We start from the raw sequence: 13,774 nt of genomic DNA, 5'->3' as shown, positions 1-13,774 counted from the left end.
CGCGACGTCGCGGTCGGTGCGGTCCGAGCCTCATCGCTTCACCCCGCAAACCCGTCCAACGCCGCCAGCACCGCCCGCCGGGTCTCCGTGCCGCCCATGTGGCCCGCGTTGTCGATGACCGTCAGTTCGGCGTCCGGCCAGGCGCGGTTCAGTTCCCAGGCGGTGATCAGGGGGCCGGCGATGTCGAAGCGGCCGTGGATCAGGGCGGCCGGGATGCCGGTCAGGCGGTCGGCGCGGGCCAGGAGCCGGCCTTCCTCCAGCCAGGCCCCGTGGGAGAAGTAGTGGGCGCAGATCCGGACGAACGCCTGCTGGGCCCGGTCCGGGCGGCTGCTGTACGGGGGCGGGCCCGGGATCGCCTCCATCGAGATGACGGCGTCCTCCCAGGCGCACCAGTCGGCCGCGGCCTTCTCCCGTACGACGGCGTCCTCGCTCTCCATGCGGCGGGCGTACGCCGCAACCAGGCCGGTCGCGTCGTCCGTCTCGGGGACGCCCGCGCGGAAGGCGTCCCAGGCCTCGGGGAAGAGCCGGCCGGCACCCCGGTAGAGCCAGTCGATCTCGCTGCGGCGGGTCGTCGTCACCGAGGGGATGACCGCCTCCGTGACCCGCTCCGGGTGCTCCTGGGCGTACGCCAGGATCAGGGTCGAGCCCCAGGAGCCCCCGTACAGCAGCCAGTTGTCGATGCTGAGGTGTTCCCGCAGGCGTTCCATGTCGGCGATCAGGTGTGCTGTCGTGTTGTGCGACATGTCTGTCGCCGGGTCGCTCGCGTGCGGCGTCGAGCGGCCGCAGCCCCGCTGGTCGAAGAGCACCACCCGGTAGCGGTCCGGGTCGAAGTACTGGCGGGCGCGGGGCGAACAGCCGGAGCCGGGGCCGCCGTGCACGACGAGGGCCGGCTTGCCGTCCGGGTTGCCGCACAGCTCCCAGTACACGTGGTTGCCGTCGCCGACGTCCAGCATGCCGCTGCCGTACGGTTCTGTCGGCGGGTACAGGTCGTCGGGTTCGCGGTGCACGGAGTCGTTCCCCTCGGTCGGCAGGCGGGTGGGCTGCCGGTCACGTTACGCGGACACGCTGTGCGGAGGGTGTCCGGCGGCGGGAGGACCGGGACCGAGGGGGACCGACAGCCGCCGTCAGACGTCGTTGTCGGGCAGATGCGCGTCGGCCGTGTCCGGCCGGTGGTCGGGCAGCGCCGAGCGGGCGGTGGACTCCCGGTGCAGCCGGAGGAACTCCAGGTGCCGCTCGTACTGGTCCAGGATGTTGCCGATGAGCTGGTCCTTGCTGTAGCCCATCACGTCGTAGCCCTGGCTGCCGTCGGAGAGGTGCACTTCGAAGCGCACGTAGGTGTCGTGCTCGGAGACCGCCCGCATGGCGAACGCCGGGGTGGGCACCTCGACCGGCCACAGGCGGTAGACGAACACCTCGTCCCCGCCCACCGGAACCCGTAGCTCCATGTGCGGGAGGCCGGTCGCCTCGTCGGTGCCCTCCTCGATCGACGCCTGCGCCTCCTGCCGGTTCAGCTCCGCGGCGACGTCCGCGAAGGCGGGGTGGCAGACCTCGTCGACGAATCTGACCGCCGCCTGATGGGTGGGGAAGCTCATCGCCCTGGCCAGCCGCCGCCGCCAGTTCCATTCCGTGCTCCGGCCGCCCTGGAGCATGCGTCCGGACAGCGACGACGGCAGCGTGGTGGTCAGCGCGTCCTCCCGCATCCGCTCGATGCGCAGAGCCTTGTACAGCCCCCAGATGATCAGGAACATCACGAACGAGAACGGCAGGCCCATGATGATCGTCGCGTCGGTCAGCGCCGCCACACCCCCGACGAGGAGCATGGCCAGGGTCAGCAGGCCCGTTGCTCCCGCCCAGAAGATGCGCACCAGGGCGGGCGCGTCGGTGAGCGGGGTGCGCAGATGCGAGCTGAGGTTGCTCATCACCAGCGCGCCGGAGTCGGCCGAGGTGACGTAGAGCAGCAGTCCGACGAAGGTGGCCAGACCGGCGCTGAACGTGGCGCCGGGGAACTGCGCGAGCAGCTCGTAGAAGCCCTGCTCGGGGGTGTTGGCGGCGGTCTCGCCGAACTCGGTGTTGCCGTCCCGCACCAGGCCGAGTGCGCTGTTGCCGAAGACGGACAGGAAGGTGAGCGTGAACAGGAACGGGATCACCAGCGTCGCCGTGACGAACTGCCGGATGGTCCGGCCGCGCGAGATCCTTGCCAGGAAGAGCCCGACGAACGGCGCCCAGGCGATCCACCAGGCCCAGAAGAACAGCGTCCAGGCGTTGAGCCAGTCGGTCGGCTGGTCGTAGGCGAACGTGTTCAGCGTCATCGACGGGAAGCGGCTGACGTAGTCGCCGATGTTGAGGACGAGGCTGTTGAGGATGCGGATCGGGCTGTCGACGAACAGCATGTAGAGCATCAGGATGACGGCGAGCACGACGTTGAGCTCGGAGAGCCTTCTGATGCCCCGGTCCACACCGGCCACGGCGGAGATGGTGGCCAGGACCACGGCGACGGCGATCAGGCCGATCTGCGCGCCGGTCCCCTGGGGGACGTCGAAGAGGAAGGCCAGCCCGTAGTTCAGCTGCACGACGCCGATGCCGAGCGACACGGAGATGCCGAAGACCGTGCCGATGATGGCCGCGAGGTCGACGGCGTCCCCGATCCGGCCGTGGATGCGTTTGCCGATGATCGGGTACAGCGCGGACCGGATCGCCAGCGGCAGCCGGTAGCGGAAGGCGAAGTACCCGAGGGCCATGCCCATCAGCGCGTACATCGCCCATCCGGTGATGCCGTAGTGGAACAGCGTCCACACCACCGCCTGCCGTGCCGCCTCGACGGTTTCCGGATCGCCCTCGGGAGGGGCGAGGTAGTGGCTGACCGGTCCGGAGACGGAGAAGAACATCAGGTCGATGCCGATTCCCGCCGCGAACAGCATGGTGGCCCAGGCGAACAGCCCGTAGTCGGGGGTGGAGTGCTGTGGCCCCAGCTTGATGGCCCCGTACCGGGACGCCGCGACGTACACGACGAACAGCAGGTACAGGGTGGCGGCGAGGAAGTAGTACCAGCCGAACACCGAGGAGATCCAGTCCACCACCACGCCGATGGTGTTCTCGGCGCCCGACGGGGAGATGATCGCCCAGATGGAGATGGCGAGGATGAGCGCGGACGCCCCGAAGAAGACGACGGGTTTGAGCCTGCTCTCCCTCCCCGGTCCGGTGGCCGCTGCTGCCGGGTCGCGCGGCTCCGGTACGCCGCCGTTCTCTCCGTCGATCGGCACGGTGTCAGCTTTCCTGTGTGATGTACCAGTAAGAGGTGGGCGGGGTCGGCAGGGCGGTCGGAGGGGTGCTGCGGGGACGATGCCGACCCGGCTCCTCGCCGGGTGACTCACCCCGCGTGACTGCCTCCGTGAGTGGGACACGGCACCGCGGACGCGTCGTCGACGCGCACCCCCTCGTCACCGTGCACCCGGGGGGAGGCGCGGTCCAGCACCGACGCGTCGTGTACGCCCGTATGGGCGGCACTGGAGGGTCGTACGCGGTGAGATCATCACGCCATCACGCCGTCCTGCGGCAGGTGTTCGAAGTGATCGCCGCGTAACCTGGACGCCGTGAACGCTGCTCCCCGCATCCTCGCCGTCCTCGACGAACTCCTCGCCGCCACCGAACCCGGCGAGCGCGGCGCGCTGTGGCAGCTGGCCGAGCCGGGGCGGGAGTTGGACGCCAACCTGGTGCGCCTGCCACCGGGCGCCGAGGTCGGTGAGCATCAGGAGGACGTGCTCGATGTGCTTCTCGTCGTGCTGGAGGGCGGGGGGAGCGTCAGGACGGCGGGGGGCGGACCGGTCCTGGAGCTGGAGCCCAGCACCGTCCTCTGGCTGCCCCGCACGTCCCGGCGTGCGCTTGCCGCCGGGCCGGACGGGCTCCTGTATCTCACCGTCCACCGCCGCCGCCCCGGCCTCGCGATCAAGCCGCCGGGCGGGGCGTACGAGGGTGGCGAGGGCCCCTGCGCGCTGGACCGGGTCTGCCCGGAGTGCGGGCGGCTGTCGCAGGACCCCGCGCCGGTCTTCTGCAGCCGGTGCGGGGAGCGGTTCCCCGAGCGGTGAGCCCGCCGGTGTCTCGACGTCTCGCGGTCCGGCGGTCCCGACGTCCCGCGCGCTCCGCCGGCGCCGGGACCCTCAGTACCCCTTGCACTCCGTCAGGTCCGGGCGGCCCGGCGGGTTCTTGTCGCCCACCAGGCCGGACAGGTTCTCCTTGTACAGGTCCTCCCAGATCCTGCCGTCCAGGATCGTCCGGAGCGCCGAGCACACCTCGCCCTTCAGGGTCGGGGTTCCCGGCCGCATCGCCACGCCGTAGCCCTCCGCGCCCCGGATGTTCTCCAGCCGCCGCACTTTGCCCGGGTTGGCCTCGACGTACCCAGGCCCTTGACGGCGACGAACCGGCGCAGCCGACGGTCGTGGGCCTTCCAGACCTCGCCCATTCCGCCGCTGCCGATCGGCTCCAGCAGCTCGTAGCGGCCGTCGATCACGGTGCGGGGGGAGGGCGGGTCGCCGTGCGGCGGCGTGCCCGGCCGCCGCTCCGGGGGCGCTCCCGCGGCCGGCCCCTGGGGGTCGTTGCCCGCCCGGCGGTCCTCGGGCCCCCCGGGGGCTCCGTCGCCCGCACGGTCGGCCCTGTCTTCGTTGTGCATACGTCCCCCTGTGCACTACATGGACCACGCCAGATTAGACGTTCCGTCATGCTCGGGGGCCCTGACCTGACGGGCTGACCCGACGTGTGCTGATGCGCGCCCGGCGAGAGCCCCGGTGGGCGGCTGCGCGGAAGGAACCCCGGCCAGGGAACTGTCAGACACCCCCTAGGAAGCCGCGCCGCCGTTGCTCTTCAGCAGCTGGCCGTTGACCCACTGCCCTTCGGGCGAGCACAGGAAGTCCACCAGGTGCGCGGTGTCCCGCGGTGTGCCGATGCGGCCGAGCGGGGTGCTCCCGGCCAGGGCCTCGCGCAGGTCGTCGGTCATCCAGCCGGTGTCCACCGGGCCGGGGTTGATGACGTTCGCCGTCACCCCGAGGTGGGCCAGTTCGTGCGCGGCGGCCAGCGTGATGCGGTCCAGGGCCCCCTTGCTCGCGCCGTAGGGGAGGTTGCCCACGGTGTGGTCGCTGGTGAGCGCGACGATCCGGCCCGTGGCGGTGCCGGGTGCGGTGCTGGACGCGCCGTCCGGTGCGCCGCGGAAGCGCAGCCCGTACTCGCGGATCAGCAGCCAGCTGGCCCGGGAGTTCACCGCGAAGTGCCGGTCGAACGCCTCCACCGTGGTGTCCAGCAGCCCCGAGTCCACCGACTCCGCGTGCGAGAGGACGAGCGCGGTCACCGGTCCGCCGAGGCGCTGCTCCGCTTCGTCGAAGACGCGGGTCGGCGCGTCGGGGTCGGACAGGTCCGCCTCGATCGGCGCGGTACGGGCCCCGGCCCGCGCCAGCTCCTTCGCGATGGACTCGGCGGCCCCGGGTTCGGCGCCCCACTCCATGCGGCGGTCGTACGGCGTCCAGTAGGTGAAGGCGACGTCCCAGCCGGAGGCCGCCAGCCGGCGCGCGATGCCCGCGCCGATGCCGATGCTGCGGCCGACGCCGGTGATCAGGGCGATGGGGCGGGGCGGGGCAGCGGTGGGCGGAGACTGTTCGGTGGTCGTCACGCGGTGATCCTTCGTGACCCGTACGCCGTACGTCAATGGCCTTTCCGGACACGAGGGTGGCGCCCTTTCGCCTGAGCTGACCTGCGGTGACCCATTTTCCTGGTGGACCGACAGGATCTTTGTGTTTCCCCCGGCGGGGGCGCGCTCCTAGCGTGGACAGCGGAAACTACGACGAACGCCGCATATCGGAATGCGCCGGAGAGAGGATCCCCCATGAGTGAGCAGCAGCAGCCGCCGCTGGCCGGCAGGACCGCCGTGGTCGCCGGCGGTGCGAAGAACCTCGGTGGCCTGATCAGCCGTACGCTCGGCGAGGCCGGCGCGAACGTCGTCGTCCACTACCACGGCGAGAACACCGCCACCGATGCCGAGAAGACGGCGGAGGCGGTACGGGGCACGGGCGCGCAGGCCGTCGTCGTCCGCGAGGACCTGACCCGGGTCGAGGGTGTGCGGAGCCTCTTCGACCAGGCGCTGGACGCCTTCGGCGGGGTGGACGTCGCCGTGAACACCACCGGCATGGTGCTGCGGAAGCCGATCGGTGAGACGACCGAGGAGGAGTACGACCGCATGTTCGCGATCAACTCCAAGGCGGCGTACTTCTTCCTCCAGGAGGCCGGTGCGCGCCTCAACGACGGCGGCCGCATCGTCAGCCTGGTCACCTCCTTGCTCGCCGCCTTCACCGACGGGTACGCCACCTACGCGGGCGCGAAGGCCCCGCTGGAGCACTTCACCCGGGCGGCGGCCAAGGAGTTCGCCCCGCGCGGCATCGCCGTGAACAATGTGGCCCCGGGGCCGATGGACACGCCGTTCTTCTACCCGCAGGAGACGCCGGAGCGCGTGGAGTTCCACAAGTCCCAGGCCATGGGCGGCCGGTTGACGGAGATCGAGGACATCGCGCCGCTGGTGAAGTTCCTCGTCACCGAGGGCGGCTGGATCACCGGTCAGACGATCTTCGCCAACGGCGGCTACACGGTCCGCTGAGCAACGGCTGGCCGGCCGCCCGGCCCGCCGAGCCGCCCGGCACGGAAACCGGTGGCCAGGGGAGGACCGCGTGAGTCTGGATCTGCGCAAGCTGGAGCATCTCGTCGCCGTCGCGGAGGAGGGCGGGTTCACCCGGGCGGCCGAACGGCTGCACCTGAGCCAGCAGGCGCTGAGCACCTCCATCCGCACCCTGGAGCGGCACGTCGGCGTCCAGCTCCTGGACCGCGGCCACCAGCACGTGACCCCGACCCCGGCCGGGCAGTCCCTCATCGACGACGCCCGGGCGCTCAGCGCCCAGGCGCTCGCCGCCCTGGACCGCGCCCGGCGCGTCGGGCGCGGCCGGGCGGGGCACCTGCGGATCGGCCACACCCCGGCCGTCACCGCCGAGGAGGTCGTGGAGCTGCTGACCCGGGCCCGTACGGAGGAGCAGGGCATCCGGGCCCACGTCCGCCAGCTCTTCCCGGACGAACTGCGCGAGCAACTCCTCACGGGCGCCTGCGACCTGGGTCTGAGCCGCGCGATGTCCGCCGGTACGGGGCTGACCCGGGCCCGGATCGCCGAACACCGCCTGCGGGTCGCCGTCCCGGCCGGGCACCCGCTCGCCGCCCGGTCGGCGGTGGCCCTGGCCGATCTGCGCGGCCAGCCGCTCACGGTGTGGGGCGAGCCGGGCTCGTCCGCGTACACGGACCTGCTGATCGGCCTGTGCCGGCGGGCGGGCGTCGAACCGGACACCCGGCGCAACCCGGTCCAGGGCACCCCGCCCATCACGGCCGTCACCGCGACCGGCCGCATCGCCTTCGTCACGACGGCCCCGGGCCCGGCGGCGGGCGGCGCGGCCCACGTCGTCGACCTGGACCCGCCCGTCCGGGTCCCGGTCCACGCGCTGTGGCCCGCGCACACGACGTGCCCGGGGCGGGACCTCTTCCTCAGCCGGGCCGGGCCCGGATCAGGGTGACCCTCTTTCCCGGCCGGACACGAAGGCCGCACGGGAGGCGGCGGACCGGGACGCGTCCGTGGAGATCGTGCACCGGCGGATCGCCGGTCTCGACGGGCCGGTCGTCGACGCCCTGCGCGCCGACACCAGGGGTGGGAGACCCTGCGCCGGCCGGCCGGCCGCGCTGTACGCGGAACCGGCCGCGCTGTGCGGCGCGCCCGCGCCGGACGCCCTCGCTCGGCGGGCGGACCGGGCCGACCTGATCGTCGGCGGGCCCAACCGCGGAACGGCCCCCCTACGGAACGCCGTTCGACGACATCGCACGGTGCGTCCCCCACGCCGGGGTCCACGAGCTGCCCGGCCAGGGGCGCATGGCACACCCTCAGGCGCCGGCGGAGCCGGCCCGCCCGATCGGCGGGCTTCCCAAGGGGCCCTCGGTGGAGAAGGATTCCCCTTCAGGAGCGCGCGCGGGCGGCGCGTCCTCCTGGCCGGGCCGGCCGGACTGCCGTGATCGCTCCGGGCCGGCGACACCCCCACAGAAGCCGCGACTCAGGAGGACCTCTCCCATGAACGCCACCGCGCAGCCTGCCGCCTCACCGGTCGATGCATTGCCGGTCGACGCCGTTGTCGTCGGAGCCGGGCTCTCCGGGCTCTATCAGCTGCACCGCTTACGTGAACTCGGCCTGCGTACACGCGTGTTCGAGGCCGGGGGCGATGTGGGCGGGACGTGGTACTGGAACCGCTACCCGGGCGCCCGCTGCGACATCGAGAGCATGTCGTACTCGTTCTCCTTCTCTCCCGAGCTGGACCAGGAGTGGGCGTGGAGCGAGAAGTACGCGACCCAGCCGGAGATCCTGCGCTACATCCACCATGTCGCCGACCGGTTCGGGCTGCGCGGGGACATCACGCTGAACACCCGGGTCACCCGCGCGGTGTACGACGAGGAGCGGCACCTCTGGCAGCTCTCCACCGACACCGGGGAGAGCGTCACCACCCGGTTCCTCGTGATGGCCTCGGGCTGCTCCTCCACCGCCAAGGACCCGGGAGTCCCCGGAGCCGGCAGCTTCGCCGGTCCGGCGTACCACACCGCCCGCTGGCCGCGGGAGGAGCCCGACTTCACCGGCCGCAGGGTCGCGGTGATCGGCACCGGGTCGTCGGGCGTCCAGATCGTCCCGCTCCTCGCCGAACAGGCGGCCGAGCTCACGGTCTTCCAGCGGACCCCCGCGTACGCCCTCCCGGCCCGGAACCGCCCGCTCACCGACGCCGAGGTCGCCGAGTGGAAGGTGGGCTACCCGGAGTTCCGGGCGGCCCAGCGGCGGTCCAAGGGCGGCAGCGTCTGCGAGATGCCGACCCGGTCCGCGCTGGAGGTGGGCGACGAGGAGCGGACCGCCGCCTACGAGGCCGCCTGGGAGAAGGGCCTGCTCAGCGCGATTCTCCGCTCGTACACCGACATCCTGGTGAACGAGGAGGCCAACGAGACGGTCGCCGCGTTCATCCGGTCCAAGATCGCCTCCGTCGTCGCCGACCCGCGGACCGCCGAGCGGCTCTCACCGCGCGGCTTCCCCTTCGGTGCCAAGCGGCCCTGCCTGGACACCGGCTACTACGCCACGTACAACAAGCCGCATGTCACGCTGGTCGATCTGCGCGAGACCCCGATCGAGGAGATCACCCCGAAGGGCGTCCGCACCGCGGACCGGGAACATCTCGTCGACGTGATCGTCTACGCCACCGGATTCGACGCCGTCACCGGCTCCCTGCTCGCCCCGGACATCGTGGGCAAGGGCGGCGTCACCCTCCGCGAGAAGTGGGCGGACGGCCCCCTGAACCATCTGGGCCTGGTCTCGGCGGGCTTCCCCAACCTCTTCACGGTCACCGGGCCGCTGAGCCCGTCGGTGCTCACCAATATGGTCGTCTCCATCGAGCAGCACGTGGAGTGGATCACCGACTGCATCGCCCATCTGCGGAGCAACGGGCTCACGGAGATCGACGCCACCCCCGAGGCCGAGGAGACCTGGACCGCACACGTCGCGGAGCTCGCCTCCCACACCCTCTACCCGGCCGCCGACTCCTGGTATCTGGGCGCCAACGTCCCGGGCAAGCCCCGGGTCTTCCTCGCCTACGTCGGCGGCGCCGACCGCTACCGCGAGGAGTGCGACGCCTCGGCCCGCAACGGCTACACAGGCTTCGCCCTCTCGGGGCCGGCGGACTGACGCGTCACGTGGGCCGGCACGCCCGACATGCGGTGGCGGGCGTGCCGACAGAGACTCGGTGAGGATCTCCGGGACGCCCGTTCCCGGACGCGCCTAGGAGGAACACGATGACCCCATCGATCAGCGACCCGGTGGTGGAGAAGTTCATCGCCACGGTGAACGCGGGCGACAAGGACGCCTTCTTCGCCGACGTCCTCACCGAGGACGCCACCATGTCCGACGACGGCAGCGAACGGGACCTGGCGGCCTGGACGGAGAAGGAGATCTTCTCCCCGAAGGCCAACGGTCGGATGAAGGTCGTGGACGCCTCCGGCGACGGCCGCACCCTCGTCGTCGACTACACCAACGACACCTGGGGCACGATGCGGACCCGCTGGGTCTTCACGGTCACCGGCGACCGCGTCAGCCGCTTCGAGACGGGCCAGGCCCCCTCCTGAGACCGGCCGGACCGTTCCTGAGACCGGACGGCTCTTCCTGGGACCGGACGGACCGTTCCTGAGGCCGGCCGGTCTCTTCGGCTCCGGTCACAGGCGGCGGTAGGTGCGGCCACCGCGCCGGGGGAGGGCCGCAGGGTCGTCCGGACCGGTCCGTGTGGCATTCAGCGCGAGGTGGAGTTCGGCGCGCACGGTGGCGTCCGCGAGGTTCTGCGCGAGGTGGTCGGCGCACTGGGTGAGCCAGATCGCCAGGGTGGTCCGGTGGACGTGCAGTTCGGCCGCCGCGGGGGCCGTTCTGGCGTGCCTGCGCAGCCAGCAGGCCAGGGCGATCCGCAGGTGCGGTTCCAGACCGCCGACCAGGCCGCTCGCCCAGGCCCGGACCGCCTCGGTGTCCAGGAGGCCGTCCGGCAGCGTCTCCAGCCGGGCCGCACCGGGCGGCGCGGGGCTGCCGCTGTCGTCGTCGGGGGCGGTGCCCGGGGCGGGGGCGCGGAGGGCGAGCAGCAGATGCGCCTGCACGGTGGCGTCCTCCAGGTCCGCGCCGAGCAGCCGGGAGAGGTCGCGTATCCGGGCCCGTACCGTGCCGGCGGACAGGCCGAGCGCGATGGCGGCACGGGGCTTGCTGCCGGTGCGGAGCCACACCAGGAGCAGGTGCTGGTGGGCCGGGTCCAGGGGACGCAGCACGGACCCCGCCCACCGGCTGTACGGGACGGCGGGCAGGAGGGACGCCAGCCGGGAGGTGCCGATGGCGTCGGCGGGGACGATACGGCAGGTGGGGGTGGCGCTGTGCCGGGCGGCGGCGGCGTCGCTGTGAGCGGTGGCCATCTCGGCCAGGGGCAGCGGTCCGGCCATGCCCGCGAGCAGCCGGTGCCGCTCGCTCACCCGGGAGACCAGGCGCAGGATCCGCCCGTCGTCGCAGCCGTGGTGGAGCTCGGCGACGACGAGCTCGCCGTCCAGCCGGCCCATCAGGGTGCAGGCGTCGGCGTACGGGGCGAGGGAGGGGCGTACCGCCCGCCAGAGGACCTCGTGGGCGGCGGGGACGTCGGCGCCGGTGAGCCGGTAGACCGTGACATGCGTGAGCCTGTTCCCGCCCAGCGTCTCGGTGACGGTGGTGGTGTGCCCGGCCAGCAGCAGCCGGATGAGGGTGGTGTGCAGCCGCATCTGCTCGCCCCGCAGCTCCGCGGCCCGCTGCCCGCGCACCTCCAGGAGAGCCGCGGTGGTCGCGGCGACGTGGCCGGTGTGCTCCGGGGGCACGGTGGGCGCCGGGGCCAGGACGAGGACGGCTCCGGCCGCCGGGAGCTGGACGCGGTGCGGGTGTTCCTGCGGGGCGGCGGCCGCGTGTACGCCGTCGGCGGCCGCGGCGGCGGGGGTGCTGTAGACGGCCCCGGCGATCGGGTCGGCGAGGACCGCCCACCCCTGGACCAGGGACGCGGCCTCGGCGATCAGCTGCGCGCCGGAGCGGGTCGCCGCCCGCAGCAGCCGGCCCGCCGTGTCCCGCCCGTCCCGGGCACGCCACGGGCCGGCGGCCTCGTGGTCGGTCGTGCCTGTGGTGCTCATGTGCAAGCCTCTGCGGGCCGTGCGCGCCGCGCACGGGAAGTCCCGTGCACGGCGCGGCAGTTGCGGACGTGGTCAGGGCGTGTCCGCCCTGGTTCTGTCGTCGGCCTGCCGTCTGCCGGGCAACGACGGCAGACCGACGACAGGCCCTACGGGACGCGGGCGACCGCGCCCCACCCGGCCCGGGCCGTGGTGGTGCCGGTGTTCGCGTCGGGCCGCCAGTTCGGCCAGGACACCATGCCCGGCTCCACCATCTCCAGCCCGTCGAAGAACGCGATCGTGGTCTCCGGCTCCCGGAAGATGTACGGGATCGCGCCGCTCGCGTTGTACTCGTCCTGGACGGCGCGGTGGGCGTCGTCGGACGCGGTGGAGTGGCTGAGCGAGAGGTAGCTGCCCGAGGGCAGACGGTCCACCAGCCGCCGTACCAGGGACAGGGCGTCGTCCCAGTCCACGATGTGCCCCAGCACGTCGCTGATCACGAGCGCGACGGGCTGCGTCAGGTCCAGGGTCTTGGCCGCCCCGGCGAGCACGGTCCCGGTGTCGCGCATGTCCGCCTCGACGTAGGCGGTCGCGCCTTCGGGGGTGCTGGTCAGCAGCGCGTGGACGTGCAGGAGCACCAGGGGGTCGTGGTCGACGTAGACGATCCGGGACTCCGGGGCGATCCGCTGCGCGACCTCGTGCGTGTTGTTCGCGGTCGGCAGCCCGGCGCCGACGTCCAGGAACTGCCGTATGCCGGCGTCCCGGGCGAGATGGGTGACCGTACGGCGCAGGAAGTCCCGGGACTCCTTCGCGAACGTCTCGATCAGCGGGTACTTCTCCCGGTAGGCGTCGCCCGCAGCCCGGTCCGCCGGGAAGTTGTCCTTGCCGCCGAGCCAGTAATTCCAGACACGTGCGGAGTGCGCGACGCTCGTGTCGATCTGCGCGGGCAGTTCAGGCCCATTTCCGGTCGTACTCATCCTGTAACACCTCTCCTGTTCGGGCCGGCCGCATCGCCATCACGCACGACACGTCCAGCATTCCCTGATACGTCTGTACGGGGTGGGGGCTGTCCCACACCTCCGCGGTGCCGGGCAGCCCGCCCTCCCGCACCACATGGTCCGCGATCTCCCGGATCTCCACCCGGTAGAGGGTCAGCGCCGGGACACCGGTCAGCGGGTGGGGCGGCGCGTGATCGGGGTGCAGCTGCACCGTCACATCCCCCCGCTGCGCGACCTGTTGCAGCCTCCTGAGCTGCTCGCGCATCACCTCGACGCCGCCCACCCGGCAGCGGAGCGCGGTGACGGGCAGTACCGCCCAGAGCCGGGTCTGCTGTTCCTGGAGCCGCTTCTGACGCTCGACCAGGAAGTCCGCCCGCCGCCGGCGCCCGGCCGCGTCCCGGTCGGGGCACATGATCTCGTCCACGGCCATCGCGTAGGCCGGGGTCCGCAACAGCAGCGGAACCAGTGCCGGATGCCAGGTGCGTACGACGCCGGCGGCGGACTCCACGCTCATCAGGTCCATCAGCCAGGGGGCCATCGCATCCCGCCACGGATGCCACCAGCCGGGCATGTTCGCCGCATTCAGCCGCCCCATGATGTCGTCGGCCTCCGCCGCACCCGCCCCGTAGGCATCGAGCAGGGCGGACACCTGCCCCACGTCGAGGGAGGTCTGGGCCTGCTCCAGCCGCCGCAGCGTCGTGGGATGCCATCCGAGCTGGGTGGCGGCCTGCGGGACGGACAGGCCGGCGCCCTCGCGCAGGTTACGCAGGCGGGCCACCAGGACCAGGTGCTGTGCCGTCCGCCCCGACCTCTCGCGCGCCACGGCTTTCCCCTCCCTGTTCCGGCCCTGTTCCGGCTCGATCTATCCGACATTCCGCGCAGTCTGCGCACAGTGCACACAGCGCACCTTGCGACACTCGCACGGCGCTCTCAAGGTAAGTATGTCCGACTGCATCACACGCCAACTCGGTTAGACCGGACCGATCTTGCCCCTCCCCCCAGCCCACCCTCCAGCCCACACTGCCAGTCCTCCCTCC

At 72.4% G+C, this 13,774-nt stretch carries 11 protein-coding genes and 1 pseudogene; 5 read left to right on the top strand and 7 right to left on the bottom strand.

All coding sequences use genetic code 11. The annotated features are described in order from the left end of the window. Positions 1 to 38: 38 nt before the first annotated feature. Both pip and betT read right to left on the bottom strand, forming a co-directional pair. Positions 39 to 1,007 carry a prolyl aminopeptidase gene (pip, locus tag B9S58_RS28870; RefSeq protein ID WP_103534913.1) on the bottom strand — a complete coding sequence of 323 codons (969 nt, stop codon included), beginning with the start codon at positions 1,005 to 1,007 and terminating at the stop codon, positions 39 to 41. A gap of 117 nt (positions 1,008 to 1,124) precedes the next feature. Continuing rightward, positions 1,125 to 3,260 (bottom strand): choline BCCT transporter BetT, encoded by a 2,136-nt coding sequence (gene betT / locus B9S58_RS28865; protein WP_103534912.1) that lies wholly within the window; start codon positions 3,258 to 3,260, stop codon positions 1,125 to 1,127. Between the two features lie 330 nt (positions 3,261 to 3,590). Between betT and B9S58_RS28860 the strand changes: the two genes are divergently transcribed. Then, entirely contained in the window at positions 3,591 to 4,082 is a 492-nt protein-coding gene (locus B9S58_RS28860; protein WP_103534911.1) for a hypothetical protein, read from the top strand. A 72-nt stretch (positions 4,083 to 4,154) separates the two neighbouring features. On the opposite strand, the pseudogene B9S58_RS28855 reads toward B9S58_RS28860, so the two are convergent. Both B9S58_RS28855 and B9S58_RS28845 read right to left on the bottom strand, forming a co-directional pair. Continuing rightward, positions 4,155 to 4,394, bottom strand: a pseudogene (locus tag B9S58_RS28855) (serine/threonine protein kinase); the annotation flags it as partial. A gap of 434 nt (positions 4,395 to 4,828) precedes the next feature. Further along, positions 4,829 to 5,653, bottom strand: coding sequence for an SDR family oxidoreductase (locus tag B9S58_RS28845; protein WP_103534929.1), 825 nt, complete (start codon positions 5,651 to 5,653; stop codon positions 4,829 to 4,831). 213 nt (positions 5,654 to 5,866) lie between these two features. Here B9S58_RS28845 and B9S58_RS28840 point away from each other — a divergent pair, with 213 nt between their 5' ends. The 4 genes from B9S58_RS28840 (at position 5,867) to B9S58_RS28820 (ending at position 10,212) form a co-directional block, all read left to right on the top strand. Continuing rightward, positions 5,867 to 6,631 (top strand): SDR family oxidoreductase, encoded by a 765-nt coding sequence (locus B9S58_RS28840; protein ID WP_103534910.1) that lies wholly within the window; start codon positions 5,867 to 5,869, stop codon positions 6,629 to 6,631. A 70-nt stretch (positions 6,632 to 6,701) separates the two neighbouring features. Next, entirely contained in the window at positions 6,702 to 7,586 is an 885-nt protein-coding gene (locus B9S58_RS28835) for a LysR family transcriptional regulator (protein ID WP_103534909.1), read from the top strand. Between the two features lie 545 nt (positions 7,587 to 8,131). Continuing rightward, positions 8,132 to 9,775 carry an NAD(P)/FAD-dependent oxidoreductase gene (locus tag B9S58_RS28825; RefSeq protein ID WP_103534928.1) on the top strand — a complete coding sequence of 548 codons (1,644 nt, stop codon included), beginning with the start codon at positions 8,132 to 8,134 and terminating at the stop codon, positions 9,773 to 9,775. A gap of 107 nt (positions 9,776 to 9,882) precedes the next feature. Further along, positions 9,883 to 10,212: a nuclear transport factor 2 family protein gene (locus B9S58_RS28820; protein WP_103534908.1), complete on the top strand. Its 330-nt coding sequence runs from the start codon at positions 9,883 to 9,885 to the stop codon at positions 10,210 to 10,212. 87 nt (positions 10,213 to 10,299) lie between these two features. Here the strand turns inward: B9S58_RS28820 and B9S58_RS28815 are convergent, their stop codons facing one another. The 3 genes from B9S58_RS28815 to B9S58_RS28805 all read right to left on the bottom strand — a co-directional run bounded on the left by B9S58_RS28815 (position 10,300) and on the right by B9S58_RS28805 (position 13,560). Beyond that, on the bottom strand, positions 10,300 to 11,763 hold the full coding sequence (locus tag B9S58_RS28815; RefSeq protein WP_103534907.1) for a helix-turn-helix domain-containing protein: 1,464 nt from the start codon (positions 11,761 to 11,763) through the stop codon (positions 10,300 to 10,302). A gap of 146 nt (positions 11,764 to 11,909) precedes the next feature. After that, positions 11,910 to 12,716 (bottom strand): SAM-dependent methyltransferase, encoded by an 807-nt coding sequence (locus B9S58_RS28810; RefSeq protein ID WP_103534906.1) that lies wholly within the window; start codon positions 12,714 to 12,716, stop codon positions 11,910 to 11,912. Then, positions 12,691 to 13,560 carry a helix-turn-helix transcriptional regulator gene (locus tag B9S58_RS28805; protein WP_103534905.1) on the bottom strand — a complete coding sequence of 290 codons (870 nt, stop codon included), beginning with the start codon at positions 13,558 to 13,560 and terminating at the stop codon, positions 12,691 to 12,693. The genes B9S58_RS28810 and B9S58_RS28805 overlap by 26 nt, the downstream gene beginning before the upstream one ends. Positions 13,561 to 13,774 lie beyond the last annotated feature (214 nt).

The organism is Streptomyces sp. SM11 (genome assembly GCF_002910905.1).
Lineage (GTDB): Bacteria > Actinomycetota > Actinomycetes > Streptomycetales > Streptomycetaceae > Streptomyces.
This window is presented reverse-complemented; position numbering and strand designations above follow the sequence as displayed.